A 19,850-nucleotide genomic window follows, 5' to 3' on the forward strand; every position below is an offset into this window, starting at 1 on the left:
GATGAGAGATAGGGAGGACATACCGTGAAAGTCTTGTTTATTGGAGATATAGTTGGGAATACAGGGCGTAAAGCGCTGAAACAGACGCTGCCTCATTTAAAATCCAAATACAGCCCGGATATCATTATTGCTAACGGAGAGAACGCCGCAGCCGGGCGGGGGATCACTGCAAGCATCGCGAAAGATTTTTTTGAGTGGGGCATTCATGGGATTACTATGGGTAACCATACTTGGGATAATAAAGAGATTTTTGAATTCATTGATGATGAGCCTCGCATGGTTAGGCCCGCTAATTACCCGCCAGGCACACCAGGACAAGGATACACGGTGATCAAAGCCGGAGGGAAGGAGCTGGCCATCGTCAATTTGATGGGGCGAACCTTCTTGCCGCCGCTGGATTGCCCGTTCCGGGCTGCAGATCAGATTGTGGACAGCCTGCGCAAAAAGCACAAGCATATCCTGGTAGATTTTCATGCAGAAGCAACATCAGAGAAAATTGCAATGGGTTGGCACTTGGATGGCCGCGCCTCTATGGTCGTCGGGACCCATACCCATGTTCAGAGTAATGATGACATTATACTCCCAGAAGGAACAGCTTACTTGACCGATGTAGGCATGGTTGGCTCCAGAGAAGGGATTCTGGGTATGGAACGGGAAGCTGTGCTGCGCAAATTCAAAACCCAGCTGCCTGTGCGCTTCCAGGTTTGTGAAGGAAAATGGCATTTTCATGCGGTTCTGGTGCAATTGGATCCAGCTACTGGCATGGCCAAGAAGATTCAGAAGATCAGGCTGCTCGAAGACGAATGGATCATGGATTAAGGCTATTTTTGCTAGAAACAGGACTATTGTAAGTATCTCGTTCAAAAGAAGGAATTTTTTATCTTTACCCGAATATGGTTTATATAGAACAGACTTAAGATAACGCACGCACAGCGGTTAGCCGATCGTAAGGCCGCCAGCCTACAGCCCGTAAGCTGCGAGATTGGTTGTTCTGTCCAGGTAGTGGAATCAAACCATTATTCCCAGGGAGGTACTTACCATGGAAGTATTAAAAGTTTCAGCAAAATCCAATCCGAACTCCGTTGCCGGTGCGCTTGCAGGAGTGTTAAGAGAACGAGGCGCTGCTGAACTTCAGGCCATCGGGGCAGGTGCGCTTAATCAAGCCATCAAAGCGGTTGCCATTGCCCGGGGATTTGTGGCTCCAAGCGGAGTCGATTTGATTTGTGTTCCAGCTTTTACGGATATCGTTATTGATGGAGAAGACCGAACTGCAATCAAGCTCATCGTCGAACCAAGATAGATACAATAAAGGGTGCTTGTCGCCTGTTTACCTCGGTAAGCAGGCTTTTTTGCATTTTACTTTAAGATTGGAGAGGTGCAAGGAAGATGGCCAAGTATAGGGTTGTGGATTTTCATTGTGATGCACTGAGCAAGCTTCAAATGAATAGCTGCATTGATTTCGAACAGGACCCCAGGCTCGATGTGAATGCTGCCAGGTTGAGGGAAGGCGGTATAAAGCTGCAGTGCTTTGCCATCTATTTATCTGAGAAGCTTGGCCAGCCCGGAATTGGCCATATTTTGGACCAGATTGACTTATTTCAGGAAAAGGTTAGGTCGGCTGGGCTGATCAGTGTTCGCAGTTCAGAAGAACTCGAGGCGCTGCTTCAAAGTTCAAACCTGGGAGGATTCCTTTCGATAGAAGGAGCGGATGGACTGGAGGGGAAACTCAGTTATCTGCGATGCTGTTATGAGCTGGGCGTCCGGTTTCTGGGCTTGACCTGGAACCATGCAAATTGGGCCGCAGATGGAGTGATGGAGCCGAGAAATGGAGGCCTTACTCAGAAGGGTAGGCAGCTGGTTGAAGCATGTCACAGTCTAGGGATAACCCTCGATGTGTCTCATTTATCACCAGCAGCCTTCTGGGAACTTATTGAGCTCTCAGCTGCAGTACAGCGTCCGTTCATAGCCTCGCATTCTAATGCATACCGTATATGCCCACATCCCCGCAATTTGCAGGATGAACAAATTCGGGCGATCGTATCAATCGATGGAATGATCGGTCTCACGTTTGTTCCTCAGTTTGTCAAACAAAAGGGCAAGGTTACCGCGGAGGATCTATTTCCGCATATTGAGCATTTGTGCCTCCTTGGGGCAGAGAACCATCTTATGTTTGGTTCTGATTTTGATGGCATTGATCAGCACATCGAAGGACTGGAGCACGCGGGGTGTTATGAGCAGTGGGCAGAGAAACTGCTGAGAAGGTACCCTGAGGATCTAGTAAACAGGTGGTTGTCCGGCAATGCGCTCCGTTTTTTGCGAAGTCATCTGCCTAGCGGTAAGAAAGCGCTTTAATTCATCTGTTATCGAGATCGTTTTAATCGAAAACTACTATATGAAAAGACCGCGAAAACGCTTGCTTTTTAATTGGTATCGACATAAAATTGACATGATTATGAAACAGAATTTTCAGAAATTATACTTGAACTCTTCTAATGCGATACGATTAAAGGGGTGGGCGGTCTTGATTAGTCAATTGTCTTGGAAAATCGGCGGACAGCAAGGTGAAGGAGTAGAGAGTACAGATCGTATTTTCTCTACGGCATTGAACCGGCTTGGATATTATCTTTATGGTTACCGGCATTTTTCATCCCGTATCAAAGGTGGACATACAAACAACAAAATCAGAATCAGTACCAAACCGATTCGTGCGATTTCCGACGATTTGGATATTTTAGTCGCTTTTGACCAAGAAAGTATCGATCTAAATGCGCATGAACTTGTATCCGACGGAGTCATTGTTGCCGACGCAAAATTCAATCCAACCGTACCGGATGGATCGACTGCGACTTTGTTTGCGGTACCGATCACGGCTTTGGCCGAGGAGCTCGGCACGTCGCTTATGAAGAACATGGTGGCTTCGGGAGCGTCCTGGGCGCTGCTTGGGCTGCCGCTTGAAGTATTTAATCAAGCAGTGGAAGAAGAATTCGGCCGCAAAGGGGCGGCTGTTGTAGAGAAGAACATTGAGGCGGTCCGCCGCGGAGCCGAGTATGTGCTGGAGCTGGCAGGAGGTCCTTTGGAAAGGTTCCAGCTGGAGCCGGCAGACGGCAAGCAGAAGCTATTTATGATCGGAAATGATGCGATCGGTCTAGGAGCCGTTGCAGCCGGCTGCCGAATCATGAGTGCCTATCCGATTACGCCAGCTTCCGAAATTATGGAATATTTGATCAAGAAGCTTCCTAAATTTGGGGGAACAGTCATTCAAACAGAAGATGAGATTGCAGCTGTGACGATGGCTATCGGGGCCAACTATGCTGGTGTGAGAACAATGACTGCTTCGGCAGGTCCTGGGCTGTCCCTCATGATGGAGGCGATCGGACTGGCAGGAATGACCGAAACTCCGGTCGTTATAGTTGATACGCAGCGCGGCGGTCCGAGTACCGGCCTTCCGACGAAACAGGAGCAAAGTGATATCAATGCCCTGATCTACGGAACCCATGGCGAGATTCCTAAGATTGTTCTCTCTCCAAGCTCTATTGAGGAATGCTTCTATGACACAATTCAGGCTTTTAATTTGGCGGAGCAGTACCAAGTTCCAGTCATTTTAGCAACAGATCTTCAGCTTTCCCTGGGGAAACAATCCTGCGAATTGCTTGACTATAACAAAATCAAGATTAAGCGCGGCCGCTTGGTGGATGAGGTGCCGGACCGTGAGGATGGCTCCCTCTTCAAGCGGTATGAGCTCACCGAGGATGGGGTATCCCCAAGAGTGCTTCCCGGAGCTAAGAACGGAATTCACCATGTTACCGGAGTGGAGCACGATGAAACAGGACGCCCTTCGGAAAGCCCGGTCAACCGGAAGAACATGATGGATAAGCGGCTGCGCAAACTGAGCCGTCTTGCGTTCGAGAATCCGGTTCATATTCAGGCGCCTCATGCGGAGCCAGATGTACTATTTATCGGTATGGGGTCCACAGGAGGTACAATTGACCAGGCACGGGTCAGACTCGAAGCGGACGGAGTTCGGACGAATCATCTCACTGTAAGATTGCTTCACCCCTTCCCAGTCGAGGAGATAGAGCCCTATCTTCGCAAGGCTAAGCATGTGATTGTCATTGAGAATAACGCTACTGGTCAGCTGGCCGATCTAATCAAGCTGAATGTAGGCTACCGTGATAAAATTGCCAGTATGCTGAAATATGACGGCAATCCGTTCCTGCCTTCGGAGGTATACAGCAGAAGCCAGCAAGCGCTGAATGAAGCTTCGTCATCCCAGAAATCGAACGAGGAGTTGGTGAGAAATGGCAACCTTTAAGGAATTCCGCAACAATGTGAAGCCTAACTGGTGCCCGGGGTGCGGAGACTTCTCCGTTCAGGCGGCGATTCAGAGGGCGGCTGCAAATGTGGGCTTGGAGCCTGAGCAGCTCGCTGTAATTTCTGGGATCGGCTGTTCGGGCCGTATCTCCGGCTACATTAATGCCTATGGACTCCACGGCATTCATGGCCGTGCCCTCCCGATAGCCCAGGGTGTAAAGCTGGCCAACCGGGAGCTTACCGTCATCGCTTCAGGCGGTGACGGAGATGGATTTGCTATCGGCATGGGGCATACCATTCATGCCATTCGCCGCAACATAAATTTGACGTATATTGTGATGGATAACCAAATTTATGGGTTGACGAAGGGTCAGACGTCCCCGCGGAGCGCTGAGGGTTTTAAGACGAAGAGCACGCCTGAGGGCTCTATTGAATCAACCTTATCGCCGCTGGAGCTTGCTCTATCGGCGGGAGCTACTTTTGTAGCCCAGTCCTTCTCCAGTGATCTGAAGCAATTGACTTCACTGATTGAGCAGGGGATTCAGCATAAAGGTTTTTCCCTGATTAACGTCTTCAGTCCATGTGTCACTTTCAACAAGGTGAACACCTACGACTGGTTCAAAGAGAATATCACCAATCTTGACACCGTAGAAGGCTATGATTCGACAAATCGAATTGCAGCGATGACGAAGCTGATGGAGACAGGCGGTATGATTACTGGACTTATCTACCGGGATGAGACGAGAAAAAGCTACGAAGACCTGGTTCCAGGCTTCAAAGCAGAGCCGCTGGCGCAGCAGGATCTTGAGCTCTCACAGCGTGATTTCGAATCTCTGGTAGCTGAGTTCAGATAACAATAGGTGATCGTAGAAGACACCCCTTGGTGGGTGTCTTTGCCTTTTAGTGCGAAAGTTGTATAATGGGTACCGATGGTTTTTTAAGAGAAAAGATGAGGAGTGACTTCAACCATGAGTAAAATCGTACCTGTAGGTGTATCTGGACGTCATATTCACTTGACGCAAGAACATATTGAGGCCTTGTTCGGTGAAGGATATCAATTGACAGAATTCAAACCTCTGTCCCAGCCAGGCCAATTTGCTTCCAACGAGCAGGTTGCTGTAATCGGACCTAAAGGCCAATTTGACAAGGTTCGGATTCTGGGCCCGGCACGCCCTGCATCCCAGCTTGAAATTTCCCGTACCGATTCCTTTGCGATTGGTATTAAAGCGCCTGTTCGCGAGTCCGGCGACATTCAAGGAACTCCTGGCGTTACGATCAAAGGACCAAAAGGTGAAGTTGAGCTAGAGCAAGGCGTCATCGTAGCTGCTCGTCATATTCATTTTCACACTTCGGATGCTGAGAAATGGGGCATCAAGGACAAGCAATTGCTGAAGGTTCGTCTCAGCGGTGAGCGCGGACTTGTATTGGAAAATGTCATTGCACGTGTTTCCGATTCTTTTGCTTTGGACATGCATATTGATACGGATGAAGCGAACGCAGCAGGTGCTAAGACTGGCGATACTGCTGAAATTATCGACTAAGCTCTTGTTGATTATGAACTAAGAAGCGGTCATTAGAACGGCAGCCCAAGTCTCCTTGGAGCTGCCGTTTCTTTTATCCCTGAGGGTCAGTTCTTAACAACGAGATCATTTATATCAATATAAAGCTCACCGTCAGCGTTAATTTGAGCGAGAAACACTTCATTTGGAGTGATTTCACGCTTTTTTAATTGTTCAGCCAGCCAGCGATGATTTTTCCCCGAAGAGACAAGCTGCTTCTCTAAAATATGTCCGTCAAGAATGACGGTTTTGGGCTCTGGTTGATCCGAAAAGTGAAGTCCAAGATCGTAGGGGGTCAGCGGTCGATAATTGGGTTTGGGCAGCACGTTTACTTTACCGCTTGGCTCCATGATAGCAAATTCCACCTGGCCTACATCAAAAACCCCTTTATTGCGCAACTGCTCCAGCAGCTCTTCATTGGTCATTTTCTCTTTCTTCAGGTGTCCTTCAATAATATTCCCATCCTGAATCAATACGGTGGATTTCCCCTCCAGCCATTTTCGGGATCTTTTGCTCTTGAGTTGAAGCGCATCAATGCCTAAGGAGACAAGTACCCATACAGCTAACGATATAATTCCGATATACCAGTTGCTCTCTAGGTCTAGTGATACTGTAGCGGCCAAGTCCCCGATCGATATTCCTGTTATATATTCGAAGAAGGAAAGCTGAGAGATCTGTCTCTTTCCGAGCAGTCGGGTCATAACGAACAACACCATGATCGCGACTAATGTTCTGATAATAACCTCCAGCCATTCTGGCAAAGGAATCCCTCCTCTATGGTTATTCAATAACGCGCTGGAAATTATGCTATTAACATTATTGGATAACAACAGTGAAAATACTCGGGTAATTAGTGGCATTATCAGGATGCGTATCCGGTTAGTTTTTATAGCGGTCCTCCTAAATCAATGGAAGTCCGGCGGATATGTATGTTATAATTTCATATTGAGACCATTTAAAATGATTGCTTTTATGCAGCTTGTACAGTTAGCAAAGGGAAGTGAAATCATGCCTAACGATAAGGGCAAGTCCAAGGATTATTCGCAATACTTTGATTTCTCCGGCGCCAAGGTGATTCGCGAGGAGGAAGGCAAAGTAACATACAGAATCAAGGGAAGGGATGTCACCATTAATGCGGCTCCCTCCCATAAAGAAGAGAAGCGAAGAGGCAAGGAAGAAGTTCAAGTCCTTTCCTTCGAGAATGGTTTAACTGCAGAACTCATGGAGTCGTTCCGGGAAATGAACCGTCAGAAGCAGCACTATTACTCTATCACAACTTATGGCTGCCAAATGAATGAGCACGACACGGAAACGATGAAGGGGCTGCTGGAGCAAATGGGCTATCAGTCCACGGACGACCGGAAGGATGCAGATATTATTCTGCTAAATACCTGTGCTATTCGTGAGAATGCGGAGGATAAAGTGTTCGGCGAGCTGGGCCATTTGAAAGGCCTAAAGACCGAGAAACCAGGCCTGTTGCTCGGTGTCTGCGGATGTATGTCCCAGGAAGAAGGCGTCGTAAACCGAATTTTGCAAAAACATGGTTTTGTAGATATGATCTTTGGAACGCATAATATCCATCGTCTTCCTCACTTGATTCAGGATGCTCTCTTTAGTAAGGAAATGGTGGTTGAAGTATGGTCCAAAGAGGGCGATATTATTGAGAACCTTCCTAAGAAAAGGGAAGGAATGCGCGCCTGGGTTAACATTATGTATGGATGCGACAAATTCTGCACCTACTGCATCGTACCGTTCACCCGTGGTAAAGAGCGCAGCCGCAGACCGGAAGATGTTATTGCAGAGGTGCGTGAGCTTGCTCGTCAAGGTTTTAAAGAGATTACGCTGCTCGGCCAGAACGTCAATGCCTACGGGAAGGACTTCACCGATCAGAATTACTCCTTCGCTAACCTGATGGATGATTTGCGTAAGGTGGATATTCCTCGTATTCGCTTTACCACATCCCATCCGAGAGATTTTGACGATGAACTGATTGAAGTTCTCGCTAAAGGCGGCAATTTGGTGGAGCATATTCATCTGCCGGTGCAGTCGGGAAGCAGTGAGATTTTGAAGAAGATGAGCCGGAAATATTCGCGTGAACATTACTTGGAGCTTGTGCGTAAGATCAAGACGGCGATTCCGAACGTTGTTCTGACCACCGATATCATCGTCGGTTTTCCTGGTGAGACTGACGAGCAGTTTGAAGATACGCTATCCCTCGTTCGGGAAGTCGGCTTTGATGCAGCTTATACCTTTATTTATTCTCCAAGGGAAGGAACTCCTGCCGCAGTGATGGAGGATAATGTCCCTATGGAAGTTAAGCGGGAGCGGTTATACCGTTTAAATGACACGATCGAAGAGTTCAGCCGAATCAGTAACGAGGAGCTGAAAGGGAGCGTTGTTGAGGTGCTGGTTGAGGGTCAAAGTAAGAATAATGACCGCATGCTTTCAGGCCGAACACGCAGCAACAAGCTTGTTCACTTTGAAGGGCCGGATGATCTGGTCGGAGGCTTTGTTGATGTGGAAATCACGGATTCAAAAACCTGGTACATCAAAGGGAACATCGTTTCCGCCCCAGCTGTGATCAGCTAAGCAAACTACAATGGTATGAAGGAGGAATAAACCATGGCAGAGAAGCAGAATATGAATCAACAAGCATACGGTAATCCCCCCTTCCAGACCCAAGGTTTATTTTTAAAGGAAGATATATTAGCTAAGGCTGAAGAGCTCGCTGAGCTGATTGGAACTAGTGAGGAGGTCCAGATCTTCAAGAAAGCGGAGGCAAAGGTCAACAATCACGAGCGGATTCAATCTATGATTCAGCAAATGAAGAAGAAGCAGAAGGAAATTGTTGCTTTTGAAAGCTTGAAAAATGCTAAAATGGTGGCTCAAATCGAAGGGGAAATTGATGAGCTGCAAAGTGAAATTGATGCCATTCCGCTGGTGACTGAATATCAGCAAAGTCAAAGTGACATCAATTATATGCTTCAGCTCGTGATGTCCGCCATTTATGATACCGTCTCGACGAAGATTAATGTAGAATCGGGAAGTGAAGCCCCTCCAAGCCGGTGCGATTAGGATTACACAATGTGTGCGGAAGCTATTCTTCCGCACTTTTTGCTGTATGAGAGAAGCAATCAGGTATAATATCTTGTATAAATAAAGAGACCAAGGAGGAGCTATACGTGGAGTGGACAGAAATTTTGGAGAACAACGAGCGTTCCTTTTGGGGGCTGCTCGGCATGAAGCTGCTAAGGGCAGACAAAGACCGGGTTGATATTGGGATTACTGCAGAGGATAAGCATCTGAATTCAATGGGAATTGTTCACGGAGGCGTACTCTCTTCTCTTATGGATCAGGCCATGGGGATCCTGGTCACGGCAGCTAAAGGCGGGCTGCAAGGAGTGACGACTCACTTGAATGTTAATTTTCTCGCAGCCATGGGGAAAGGTGAGCTCATCGCGTCAGCATTCCCGATTCAGGAAACATTTCGTTCCATGACGATGCGGGCAGAAATCCGCAACGGGGAAGGGACACTTGGCTGCATAGCCAACGCTACGTTTAGATTGCCTAAAGTGAAATCATAATGAATGATGTTATTCTCGGTAATCAACAAATAAATAATGTGGTGATCGAATGAGCAATGAAGTGGAGCAAGATCAAGACAGACCGGCATATGATGCCAAGAAATACCGCACACCTGACGGTATACCGGCAGATATTGTAATGTTCACTTTGACCAAACAGGAACGGCGCTCTACAACGAAGTCGCTGCCTAGATTTGATCTTAGAGTCATGCTGATTCGCCGCCGGAGCTGGCCGTTCGCTGGAGCTTGGGCGCTGCCGGGCGGATTCTCCCAAGAGAATGAATCCCTATATGAGACTGCTGGCAGGGAGCTTAAGGAAGAGACCGGCGTCGATGGCGGGCACCTCGAATACCTAGGAGTATATAGCGCTCCTGGACGAGATCCTCGGGGCTGGATCATCTCCCACGCCTTTTTTGCCCTAGTAGAGGAGAAGGTGCTTGAGAAGAGACAGGCAGATGATGATGCCCAAGAGGTGGGTCTATTTACTATGAAGGAGGCTCTGGAGGAATTGGAGCTGGCCTTCGACCATCGTGAAATTCTACAGGATGCGTACAAGAGAATTCAGCAGCAAATGCTGCAGACTACGATTGCCAAGCAGTTTCTCCCACCGGAATTTACACTGGGCGAGCTGTATCAGGTGATTAAGACCGTGGTGCCAGACTTCGCCGAATTGAATTTTATCCGGAAAGTCACTTCGACTAGGAGCAGGCAGGGAATCCTTGAGGAAGCTCGGGACGAGAACGGGAAGCCGCTGCTGTCCAACCAGTATTCACAGCGTCCTGCCCAGCTGTACCGATTCACGGACTTTACACCACAGTTCTCTATATATACTTAATTAACCTTGCCGGAAGAACGCTTGGAGCAGTGGTTTTTAGGGCATGATGAAGCTGGTATATTAGGCCATAGGAGATGAGTATATGAAAGCACTTATAGTGATTGACTTCACAAATGATTTTGTGGATGGAAGCCTTCCGGTGGGAGAGCCGGCTATAGGCATTGAACCCATCATTTCCAGGTTAACAGAGCAATATGCGGAGCGCGGTGATTATGTAGTAATGGCTGTAGATTTGCATGAGCGAGGAGACCGCCATCACCCCGAGACGAAGCTGTTTCCACCCCATAACCTCAGGGGTACTTCTGGCAGAGAGTTATATGGTCGGCTTCAGGAAGTGTACCAAAAACATCAAGATCGAATTTACTGGATGGATAAGACAAGGTACAGTGCCTTCTGTGGGACGGATCTTGAACTCAAGCTTAGGGAGCGCGGGATTACAGAGGTTCATTTGGTCGGGGTTTGTACGGATATTTGTGTATTACATACAGCGGTGGATGCCTATAACAAGGGGTTTGCCATAACCGTATATGAAGATGCGGTGGCGAGCTTCAATCCTGAAGGCCATGCCTGGGCGCTGGGGCATTTCCGTTCCAGCCTGGGGGCCGAGGTAAAAACAAGCCGCCCATAAACGTATAACGGATTCGCGGACAATAGCGGATGGAGAGAGGATGAGAACCATGCAAACAGCAAGCCTGGCGCTGCATACGGATAAATATCAGATCAACATGATTTACGCCCATTGGATCAATGGGAGTCATCAGCGAAGAGCGGTGTTTGAGGCTTATTTCCGCAAGCTTCCCTTCGGGAACGGCTACGCCGTCTTTGCGGGACTGGAACGCATAGTGAATTACATTAAGAACTTACGTTTTACAGAAGAAGATATCGCGTTTCTTGCGAAGCAGGAGGAGAATTATAAGCCGGAGTTTCTGGAAATGCTGCGCGGTTTCCGGTTCCAAGGAGATTTGTACTCCATGAAGGAAGGTGCACTGGTCTTCCCTAACGAGCCGCTAGTCCGCGTAGAGGGAACCATCATGGAAGCCCAGCTTATCGAGACCGCGCTGCTGAATTTTATGAACTTCCAGACGCTGATCGCAACGAAGGCTTCCCGAATTAAGCGGGTTGCTGAAGGAGATACCCTGCTTGAGTTCGGTACACGTCGTGCACAAGAGGCGGATGCTGCGATTTGGGGGGCAAGAGCGGCTTATATTGCCGGATTTGATGCCACTTCAAATATGCTGGCAGGAGAATATTTCGGTATCCCGACTAAGGGGACGCATGCACACTCCTGGGTGCAAAGCTTTGACTCGGAGCAGGAGGCCTTTGAGCTGTATGCCAAGGCGCTGCCGGATCAAGTGACGCTGCTCGTGGATACTTTCGATACTTTGAAAAGCGGTGTGCCGCATGCGATCAAGACAGCTAAGCTGCTTGAAGCTCAAGGCAAGCGAATGAGCGGCATACGGCTGGACAGTGGGGACCTTGCCTACCTATCGATTCAGGCAAGAAAGATGCTGGATGATGCTGGCCTGTCTTATGTTAAGATTGTTGCTTCCAATGATTTGGATGAGAATACAATCTTTAACCTAAAGGCTCAGGGCGCTAAAATTGATATTTGGGGTGTAGGCACTCAGCTGATCACCGCTGCAGATCAACCGGCTTTGGGCGGAGTTTACAAGTTGGTGGAACGGGAACGCGAGGGCAAGATGGAGCCAACCATCAAGATCTCCGGCAATCCTGAGAAGGTGAGCACGCCTGGCAAAAAGGATGTCTTTCGGATTATTGCCGCCAGCAGCGGAAAGGCTATTGCCGATTATGTGTGCTTCCCGAACGAGGAGCAGCCGCGTAAGGGAGGCAGTCTGAGGTTGTTTAACCCGCTTCATCCATACCTGCAGAAGTCTGTTAAGCACTATAACGCCATTAACATGCTTGAGCCTGTATTTGTTGGTGGGGAGCTGGTTTACGAGCTGCCTCAACTAGAAGAGATACGTGCTTATCATGAAAGGCAGATCCATATGTTCTGGCCGGAATACTTGCGGAAACTGAATCCAGAGGTATACCGTGTGAATCTGAGCCAGGAAGTTTGGGAACTTAAGCAAAAAATGATCGAGGCCTATATGTCGGAAGATTCAGCAGAGGAAGAAACAACTGAAGAATAGAATAAACTGATTCCAAAAAACCGCGAGGAGCCAAGCTTCCCGCGGTTTTTTGGGGTGTAATTAGAAGACTCCCATCCGACACAAAACATCAAATTATCCCTGAATTCGTCAGGATTGTCTGTGACTAATCTCATGTGTATTATGATAAATCTCACATCCTTAACCGAGATTATTGTGTTAAATTGAGTCATTAATCAAAGTACCATGGTTTGTCATGGCTGTAGAACCGATTCAATCGAAGAAGGGAGTAATGTTTCCTTGATACAACTACCTCAAGTCAACAAGCTTGGCTTTTTTGAAATCAGACTGGAATCCATAGGGGGCCTAGGGGCAAATCTCGCAGGGAAGATGCTTGCGGAAGCAGGCGTAACAGGTGCCGGACTGGGCGGTGTCAGCTTCTCCTCATACGGATCTGAGAAGAAGGGATCTCCAGTAAAGGCGCACATCCGGTTCTGTGATCCATCAACGCCGATCCGGGATACCTCGCCGGTAGAGCGGCCGCATCTTGTAGGAGTGTTCCAGGAAGCGCTTGCAAAGACAGTGGACGTTTTAAGTGGCGTTTCTGGAACCGGTATAGTGTTGGTTAATTCACATCGGACTCCTGAAGAGGTGAGAAGCCGGCTTGGACTTGCCGGAGGCAACATAGCCGTTATTGATGCGACCGGAATAGCGCTTGAGGAGAAGAATCGCGTGAATATGGCGATGCTTGGCGGGCTGTTTAAGCTGTGCTCTTTCCTTGACCCGGCTATTATGCAGGATATTATTCGCAAATCACTTGAGAAGAAGTACCCGCAGATGGTAGAACCGGCGCTGGCAACATTTAATCGGGGATATGAAGAAGTGCGCAGCCACACTGCAGTACTTGCAGAGGAGGGCCAAGAACCGAAGTCTACAAGAGCAGATGAAGCTGTGCTTGGATATAACACTCAGCCGATCGGTGGGCTCATTGTCAATCCGGGTAACAGCATTCTCAAAGATTTAAGCATCTCGCGCTCCGGCATGCTGCCTCATCTGAACCTTGATTCCTGCATTCATTGTGCCCAGTGTGATAATGTCTGTCCGGATATGTGCTTTGTATGGGATGAGCAACCCGATAAGAAGGGCCGCCCGCAAATGTTCTTGCAGGGCATCGACTATCAGTATTGTAAAGGCTGCCTGAAGTGTGTTCATGCTTGTCCAACAGATGCGCTGTCGAGTCAAAGGGAAGAAGATGGCTACGCTGAAGAGCATCGGACTGCACATCAGTTTGAAAGAGTGACTTTGTAAATTTTGGGGGAAAGGTGGATAAAGTGATGGCGATTGACATGGAAAAAGAACGCGGAACGGCTCAAATTGAGCAGCGCACGGTGTATGAGTCCGGCAATGAAATGGCTGCTTATGCAGCTTCACAAATTAACTATCATATCATGGGGTATTTTCCTATTTCGCCTTCGACAGAAGTGGCTCAGTTCCTTGACCTTATGAAGGCTAATGGACAGCATGATATTAAGCTGATTCCATCGGATGGTGAGCACAGCTCTGCCGGGATATGCTACGGGGCGTCTACAGCAGGGGGGAGAGTGTTCAACGCAACCAGTGCCAACGGGTATCTGTATATGTTGGAACAAATGCCTGTACAATCAGGTACCCGTTTTCCTATGGTAATGAATCTGGTTTGCCGCTCCGTATCGGGCCCGCTGGATATTCATGGGGATCATTCTGACTTGTATTTTGCACTTAATACAGGCTGGCCGATCCTGATGTGCCGGGACCCTCAATCGGTTTATGATATGAATCTAATGGCTATTAAGCTTGCAGAGGATCCTGAGGTTCGCTTGCCAGTGCTTGTGGCCTCTGACGGCTATTTCACCTCGCACCAAAAGCGTAATGTTAGTACCTTCGCGAATACGGAAGATGTCCAGAAGTTTGTGGGCAAGCGTCCGCCGGCAGGCTTCGCACATACGCTGGACCGCAACAACCCGATCACAGTAGGACCTTATATGAATGAGCCAGATTACATCAATAACCGCTATCAGCAATCGGAAGCGATGTACAATGCCGGACGTGTGTTCCAGCGTATTGCAGGTGAGTACAAGCAGCTGACCGGACGCGAGTATAAGATGCTTGACCTATACCGGATGGAGGATGCTGAGGTAGCCGTATTCCTAATGAATTCGGCTTCAGAGATCATCAAGGATGTAGTGGATGAGCTGCGTCAGCAGGGAGTTAAGGCGGGCGCCATTGCGCCTAACATGATCCGGCCGTTTCCTCAGGCAGAGATTGCAGAGGCCCTGAAGGGAGTCAAAGCGATTACGGTAGGCGATCGTGCGGATTCCTATGGCGCTCATGGCGGCAATATGGTTAATGAAATTAAGGCGGCATTGTTTACTTATGGGAATACGACCACGAAGGTGATTAGCCGGATCTATGGGCTAGGCGGTAAGGAATTTTACGCGGAGGATGGACATCATTTGTTCTCCCTTGCGATTGAGGCGGCAGCCAAGAACCATGTGGACGTTCCGTTTGATTATTATGGGCATTCGGTGGGCAAGCCGGACCAAGCTCCTAAGCGGGTACTGAAGCCGCTGAAGTTCGAGGACCTGAAGACAGGCCTGATTACGGTAAAACAAGATGAAGCAACGGGTAAGCTAAGCGTGCGTATTCCGCCGCTGCGTGCCTTAACCAAGAAGCCGAAGCGTATTGCTCCGGGCCACGGGGCTTGTCCGGGCTGCGGTATTTTCTCGGGACTAGAGCTGTTCTTTAAAGGGATTGAAGGGGATATTGTAGCTTTGTTCCATACCGGCTGTGCCATGGTCGTAACAACGGGCTATCCTTACTCGGCGCATAAAGCAACATATATTCATAACTTGTTCCAAAATGGAGCCGCTACGTTGTCAGGTGTCGTTGAGATGTTCTGGGAACGCAAGCGCAGAGGCGAGTTTGATGAGCTGGGATTGTCAGACGACTTTACTTTTGTTATGGTAACCGGTGATGGAGGAATGGATATTGGTATGGGGCCGGCCATTGGTGCTGCGCTGCGCAACCATAAGATGATTATTATCGAGTATGATAATGAGGGGTACATGAATACAGGCGCTCAGCTATCTTACTCAACGCCGATAGGCCATCGTACTTCAACTTCCAATATTGGCTCCGAGCAGAAAGGAAAGGCGTTCCATCATAAGGATACCGCTCAAATTATGGCGGCTACCAATATTCCTTATGTCTTTACAGGCAGTGAGGCATATCCTCAGGATCTGGTTAAGAAGGCTGCTAAGGCTCAGTGGTATGCACAGAATGAGGGACTCGTATACGGTAAAATACTGATCGCCTGCCCGCTGAATTGGATCGCTCCGGATGATCAAGGAACGAATATTGTTGACGCTGCCGTGAATTCCTGTTTCTTCCCGCTATACGAAGTAGAGCATGGACAAACAACGCTTACCTATAATCCGGAAGAGAAGGGCAAGCGTGTACCTCTCTCGGACTGGCTGCGTACCATGGGCAAGACAAGACATCTGCTCAAGCCCGAGAATGAAGCGCGGCTTCATGACTTTGAACAAGAGGTTGAGCGCCGCTGGAGCATTTTGAAGATTAAGCATGAGCATCCGGAACTCTAGAAGTTCCAATAGGATTCCTTATTTGCGGCCACTCATGGAGAGTGAGGCAATAGGGAGGATACGGAGGTAATTAGGACATGACAGAAGTATTTCGTGCGTTTCGAGTTCATCATGATGAGCAGGGCTTTCGGACAGAAATCGATCAGCTGACACCGGCGGATTTGCCGCAGGGAGACGTTAAAATTCGCGTGCATTATTCGGGCGTGAATTATAAAGACGGTCTGGCCAGCATTCCTGAGGGGAAAATCGTAAAATCTTACCCGTTTACACCTGGCATTGATCTCGCTGGAGAGGTGGTCACTTCTAAAGACCCACGTTACCAGGCTGGCGATAAAGTCATTTGTACGGGCTTCGAGCTTGGGGTAAGCCATCCGGGAGGATATGCAGAGTATGCAAGCGTGCCGGGGGATTGGCTCGTCAAGCTGCCGGAGGGACTTGATTTGCGGGAAGCGATGGCGATCGGAACGGCAGGGTTTACTGCTGCATTGTCCATCGACAGGCTGCTGCTTACAGGGCTAAACCCGCAGGCTGGACCTGTGCTGGTGGGAGGAGCGACTGGAGGGGTAGGCAGCGTCGCCGTGTCCATACTGTCAAGACTAGGCTATGAAGTTACGGCGGTTACTGGCAAGTCAGAGCAGACCGCCTGGCTGCAAGAGCTGGGAGCCGCCCGGGTCGTATCCAGGGATGAGGCCGTTCAAAATACCAAGGGAGCTCTCGGAAGCCAGCAATGGGCCGCCGTCGTAGATCCGGTTGGCGGAATCTTTACGGCTGCTTTGCTCAAAACCATCCGTTACGGTGGCAGTATTGCGCTCTCCGGCATGGTTGGCGGAGGAAAGCTGGAGACAAGTGTCTATCCATTTATATTGCGTGGAGTTCATCTTCTGGGTATTGATAGCGTCTATTGCGAAATGGAGCTAAGGGAACGATTATGGACACTGCTTGCCGGGGACTGGAAGCCGCTGAGTCTATTGAAGAAGGGGATCACCACCTTCACGATGGATGAGCTACCGGAAGCCTTAATGGGAATTCTGGGAGGTCATTCAATCGGGCGACAGGTTATTAAGCTGATGTAGCAGGTAAATACAAAGCCGGATGGTTCATAGGTTATGGACCGTCCGGCTTTTTCTAGTAGCTAGTCTCAGGACGAGGGCTGGCAAGCCCTGACGTTAGCCAAGGGCAGGACCCTTTTGTGTCAACACAAAGTGTATGTCAGGTAGAAAATCCATTGTTAAGGCTGACTTTCGATTCGGGAGTCGGCTTTTTTATTTGTCTACATTTTTAGCCTGTGATGCAATAATGAGCCTCTGTTCTCAGAATAGTGGTATTTCTTGACCATTGATTTTAAAAATTGAAGTGGTCACAATATAACTATTGCTATAAATGACGAAATTGTCACTATTGAATGGGATTTTTATCCTAGCAGGGGGGCCATTCATGCAGCAGGATGAGCAGAGCGCAGCTGTAACTCAGGTTCGGAGTGCAGCGAAGCATTTGGCCACTCGCTTAATTAGACTGTCGGGCGGCATTGAAAATATAATCGATTGTACCCACTGTACGACACGACTCCGCCTCAGGCTGAATCATATTGATCTTGTAAATGAGGAAAGTCTGAAAGAAATGAAGGAGGTTCAAGGCATACTTGTAATTGCCGGGCAGCTGCAAATTATTCTTGGACCGGCAGTCGTCTCCAAAGTTACTCGTCAAGTCAACAGAATGCTTCAGGAGGAAGCTTCACAAACGGATCGACACTCAGAAGAACTGTATGTAGTCAGGTCACCCAAGGACAAGAAAAATGGACCGTTAACACAGCTGCTGGGCGCTGTTCAATTCTTCTCCGATATTGTCATTCCGATTATTCCGCTGTTTGTCGGAGCCGGATTGCTGCTTGGTCTATTAGGATTTATGGGGTCCTTCGGCTTAAATAATCCGGATAATATCTGGTTTCGGATGTTGTCTCTCTTCGCAGGTTCAGCCTTTCAGCTTATGGCGGTGCTGTTCGGATATCATACAGCAAAGAGGTTTGGAGGCACTCCATGGCTTGGCGCAGCCATGGGGATCATGATGACACATCCAAGTCTTATGACTATGCAGGAGAAAGGCGCGATCCTGCAAAGTGCCCAGGCTTTGATATCAACTCCTCAATTGGGGTATCAGGGGGCCGTTGTTCCCACAATTCTTTCAGCGCTATTGTTGACTTTTATTGAGAGAAAGCTACGTCGTTTTCTTCCATCATTCGGTTCGGCTTTGATTGTTCCATTGATGAGTGTTGCTATGGCAGGCAGCCTTGCCGTGCTAATCATTGAACCGACGGTCTTTAGGCTAGGTGGGGTTCTGGGAAGGATTCTGGAAGAAATGTTCGCCACTGGCGGCTTGTGGTTTGGTCTGCTTCTTGGCGGCATTTATAGCTCGATTGTCATCACCGGACTCCATCACGGTATCCAGGCCGTGGAAGCTGGACTCATCACCAACCCGGAGATCGGGGTTAACTTCCTGCTTCCTATCTGGTCTATGGCAAATCTTGCTCAAGCAGGAGCTGGACTAGCCGTATATGTCAGAACCCAAGATAAGGCATTTAAGAAGATTGCGTTGAACGCATCCATCACCGCTCTTTTCGGCATTACCGAACCGGTTACGTATGGCGTCAACTTGAAGCTTGGGCGCCCCTTTGTGGGTGCAGCGTTGGGTGGTGCTGTAGGAGGAGCTTATGTCGCTTTCCATAAGGTCGTCTCCAATTCGCTTGGATTAACTGGAATTCCGATGACTGTTTTTGTTATACAGCCAGGGCTAATGAACTTCATTCATTATATAGTTGGCTCTCTACTCGCCATGGCAACGGCTTTTATTACAACGGGTCTGTTTCTTGGTGCCAAGCGAACTTACAGCCCAAAAGGTTTGACTAAACAACTTAGAATACGTTCAGGCACAGGAGAAAAACATGATGAAGATTAAGAAAATACTTAATAATAACGCAGCTGTAGTCAACGATCAAGGGGAAGAAAAGATCATTCTGGGTTCCGGGATTGTATTCCAAAAGGGAAAGAATGATATTGTTGACCCCGGCCTTATTGAGAAGGTATTCGTAATGAGTGATCCTGGGCAATACAATCACCTTGAAGAGATGCTGGGGACACTGCCTGAAGAGGAGATTGCAGTGTCACAGAAAATTATTGCTACTGCTGAGCAGGAACTTTCCGTCACGTTCAATGAGCATATTCACATCGCTTTGACCGACCATCTCTCGTTCGCGTTAGAACGCATCCGCAAGGGAATCGCCATCCAGAATACACTTCTTGAGGAGATCCGTATCCTGTATCCAAGAGAATTCCAGATTGGTCTTCATGCGAAGACGATGATTTTCGAGAAATTGCAGGTGGTTATCCCCGAAGATGAGGTGGGTTATATTGCGATGCACATTCATACCGCATGGAAGAACGCAGGTACTCGTGAGAAGACGACAGAGAAAACAGCTATGATCAGGGATATCGCAGAAGGTGTAATAGAGGCATCAAGGACGGGATTGGATCGCCGATCTACGAACTACGAGCGGCTTTTGACTCAGCTTGAGAACATGCTGCAGACGGATGAAACGGGTAGCCTTCGAAATGAACTGAATCCAGAGCTTGTGTTGATGGCCAGAAAGAACTTCCCTGAGTCGTACTCACAGGCCTGCGAGATTAGTGACTGGATCGAGGAGGATTATGGGTATGTCTTCACAGAGAGCCAGCGAATTGTAGTTGCTATGGAAATTAACCGGATAGGAACCAGGCTTAATGAACTATCGAAATGATACTTTATTCTAAACATTTCCA

General features: G+C 48.5%; 18 protein-coding genes. 17 read left to right on the forward strand and 1 reads right to left on the reverse strand.

Going from position 1 to position 19,850, the window contains the following annotated elements; genetic code table 11:
- Positions 1–24 precede the first annotated feature (24 nt).
- The 6 genes from DCC85_RS09135 (at position 25) to pduL (ending at position 5,852) form a co-directional block, all read left to right on the forward strand.
- Positions 25–819, forward strand: coding sequence for a TIGR00282 family metallophosphoesterase (locus tag DCC85_RS09135; protein ID WP_108465310.1), 795 nt, complete (start codon positions 25–27; stop codon positions 817–819).
- A 220-nt stretch (positions 820–1,039) separates the two neighbouring features.
- Positions 1,040–1,300, forward strand: coding sequence for a stage V sporulation protein S (locus DCC85_RS09140; protein ID WP_005550495.1), 261 nt, complete (start codon positions 1,040–1,042; stop codon positions 1,298–1,300).
- Positions 1,301–1,386: 86 nt separating this feature from the next.
- Positions 1,387–2,352 carry a dipeptidase gene (locus tag DCC85_RS09145; RefSeq protein WP_108465311.1) on the forward strand — a complete coding sequence of 322 codons (966 nt, stop codon included), beginning with the start codon at positions 1,387–1,389 and terminating at the stop codon, positions 2,350–2,352.
- A 169-nt stretch (positions 2,353–2,521) separates the two neighbouring features.
- Entirely contained in the window at positions 2,522–4,312 is a 1,791-nt protein-coding gene (locus tag DCC85_RS09150) for a 2-oxoacid:acceptor oxidoreductase subunit alpha (RefSeq protein ID WP_108465312.1), read from the forward strand.
- Positions 4,299–5,165 (forward strand): 2-oxoacid:ferredoxin oxidoreductase subunit beta, encoded by an 867-nt coding sequence (locus DCC85_RS09155; protein ID WP_108465313.1) that lies wholly within the window; start codon positions 4,299–4,301, stop codon positions 5,163–5,165. Before DCC85_RS09150 ends, DCC85_RS09155 begins: the two co-directional genes overlap by 14 nt.
- A 114-nt stretch (positions 5,166–5,279) precedes the next feature.
- Positions 5,280–5,852 carry a phosphate propanoyltransferase gene (gene pduL / locus DCC85_RS09160; protein ID WP_108465314.1) on the forward strand — a complete coding sequence of 191 codons (573 nt, stop codon included), beginning with the start codon at positions 5,280–5,282 and terminating at the stop codon, positions 5,850–5,852.
- Between the two features lie 86 nt (positions 5,853–5,938).
- Here the strand turns inward: pduL and DCC85_RS09165 are convergent, their stop codons facing one another.
- Positions 5,939–6,631 (reverse strand): DUF421 domain-containing protein, encoded by a 693-nt coding sequence (locus DCC85_RS09165; protein ID WP_159081825.1) that lies wholly within the window; start codon positions 6,629–6,631, stop codon positions 5,939–5,941.
- Between the two features lie 247 nt (positions 6,632–6,878).
- On the opposite strand from DCC85_RS09165, the gene miaB reads away from it, so the two are divergent.
- From miaB to DCC85_RS09220, 11 genes are all read left to right on the forward strand, one after another.
- Positions 6,879–8,459 (forward strand): tRNA (N6-isopentenyl adenosine(37)-C2)-methylthiotransferase MiaB, encoded by a 1,581-nt coding sequence (gene miaB / locus DCC85_RS09170; protein WP_108467783.1) that lies wholly within the window; start codon positions 6,879–6,881, stop codon positions 8,457–8,459.
- Positions 8,460–8,510: 51 nt separating this feature from the next.
- Positions 8,511–8,945, forward strand: a complete 435-nt coding sequence (locus DCC85_RS09175; protein WP_442789540.1) for a YlbF/YmcA family competence regulator — start codon at positions 8,511–8,513, stop codon at positions 8,943–8,945.
- A gap of 107 nt (positions 8,946–9,052) precedes the next feature.
- Complete coding sequence (locus DCC85_RS09180; RefSeq protein ID WP_108465317.1) at positions 9,053–9,454, forward strand: PaaI family thioesterase; 402 nt, start codon at positions 9,053–9,055, stop codon at positions 9,452–9,454.
- 49 nt (positions 9,455–9,503) lie between these two features.
- Positions 9,504–10,289, forward strand: coding sequence for an NUDIX domain-containing protein (locus tag DCC85_RS09185; RefSeq protein WP_108465318.1), 786 nt, complete (start codon positions 9,504–9,506; stop codon positions 10,287–10,289).
- A gap of 82 nt (positions 10,290–10,371) precedes the next feature.
- Entirely contained in the window at positions 10,372–10,917 is a 546-nt protein-coding gene (locus DCC85_RS09190; RefSeq protein WP_108465319.1) for a cysteine hydrolase family protein, read from the forward strand.
- A gap of 49 nt (positions 10,918–10,966) precedes the next feature.
- Positions 10,967–12,442, forward strand: coding sequence for a nicotinate phosphoribosyltransferase (locus tag DCC85_RS09195; RefSeq protein ID WP_108465320.1), 1,476 nt, complete (start codon positions 10,967–10,969; stop codon positions 12,440–12,442).
- Positions 12,443–12,700: 258 nt separating this feature from the next.
- On the forward strand, positions 12,701–13,708 hold the full coding sequence (locus DCC85_RS09200; protein ID WP_108465321.1) for a 2-oxoacid:acceptor oxidoreductase family protein: 1,008 nt from the start codon (positions 12,701–12,703) through the stop codon (positions 13,706–13,708).
- Between the two features lie 26 nt (positions 13,709–13,734).
- A complete protein-coding gene (locus DCC85_RS09205) occupies positions 13,735–16,041 on the forward strand; it encodes a thiamine pyrophosphate-dependent enzyme (protein ID WP_108465322.1) in 2,307 nt (768 codons plus the stop codon).
- A gap of 77 nt (positions 16,042–16,118) precedes the next feature.
- Positions 16,119–17,114: an acrylyl-CoA reductase family protein gene (locus DCC85_RS09210; RefSeq protein ID WP_108465323.1), complete on the forward strand. Its 996-nt coding sequence runs from the start codon at positions 16,119–16,121 to the stop codon at positions 17,112–17,114.
- A 361-nt stretch (positions 17,115–17,475) separates the two neighbouring features.
- Positions 17,476–18,990 (forward strand): PTS transporter subunit EIIC, encoded by a 1,515-nt coding sequence (locus DCC85_RS09215; RefSeq protein WP_159081826.1) that lies wholly within the window; start codon positions 17,476–17,478, stop codon positions 18,988–18,990.
- Positions 18,977–19,828 carry a PRD domain-containing protein gene (locus tag DCC85_RS09220; RefSeq protein WP_234414394.1) on the forward strand — a complete coding sequence of 284 codons (852 nt, stop codon included), beginning with the start codon at positions 18,977–18,979 and terminating at the stop codon, positions 19,826–19,828. The genes DCC85_RS09215 and DCC85_RS09220 overlap by 14 nt, the downstream gene beginning before the upstream one ends.
- Positions 19,829–19,850 lie beyond the last annotated feature (22 nt).

It is taken from the genome of Paenibacillus sp. CAA11 (genome assembly GCF_003060825.1).
GTDB lineage: Bacteria > Bacillota > Bacilli > Paenibacillales > Paenibacillaceae > Fontibacillus.

Coding starts and splice junctions, on each gene's coding strand:
- DCC85_RS09140 (WP_005550495.1), top strand. CDS start 1,040: ATGGAAGTATTAAAAGTTTCAGCAAAATCCAATCCGAACTCCGTTGCC.
- DCC85_RS09145 (WP_108465311.1), top strand. CDS start 1,387: ATGGCCAAGTATAGGGTTGTGGATTTTCATTGTGATGCACTGAGCAAG.
- DCC85_RS09155 (WP_108465313.1), top strand. CDS start 4,299: ATGGCAACCTTTAAGGAATTCCGCAACAATGTGAAGCCTAACTGGTGC.
- pduL (WP_108465314.1), top strand. CDS start 5,280: ATGAGTAAAATCGTACCTGTAGGTGTATCTGGACGTCATATTCACTTG.
- miaB (WP_108467783.1), top strand. CDS start 6,879: ATGCCTAACGATAAGGGCAAGTCCAAGGATTATTCGCAATACTTTGAT.
- DCC85_RS09175 (WP_442789540.1), top strand. CDS start 8,511: ATGAATCAACAAGCATACGGTAATCCCCCCTTCCAGACCCAAGGTTTA.
- DCC85_RS09185 (WP_108465318.1), top strand. CDS start 9,504: ATGAGCAATGAAGTGGAGCAAGATCAAGACAGACCGGCATATGATGCC.
- DCC85_RS09190 (WP_108465319.1), top strand. CDS start 10,372: ATGAAAGCACTTATAGTGATTGACTTCACAAATGATTTTGTGGATGGA.
- DCC85_RS09195 (WP_108465320.1), top strand. CDS start 10,967: ATGCAAACAGCAAGCCTGGCGCTGCATACGGATAAATATCAGATCAAC.
- DCC85_RS09205 (WP_108465322.1), top strand. CDS start 13,735: ATGGCGATTGACATGGAAAAAGAACGCGGAACGGCTCAAATTGAGCAG.
- DCC85_RS09210 (WP_108465323.1), top strand. CDS start 16,119: ATGACAGAAGTATTTCGTGCGTTTCGAGTTCATCATGATGAGCAGGGC.
- DCC85_RS09215 (WP_159081826.1), top strand. CDS start 17,476: ATGCAGCAGGATGAGCAGAGCGCAGCTGTAACTCAGGTTCGGAGTGCA.
- DCC85_RS09220 (WP_234414394.1), top strand. CDS start 18,977: ATGATGAAGATTAAGAAAATACTTAATAATAACGCAGCTGTAGTCAAC.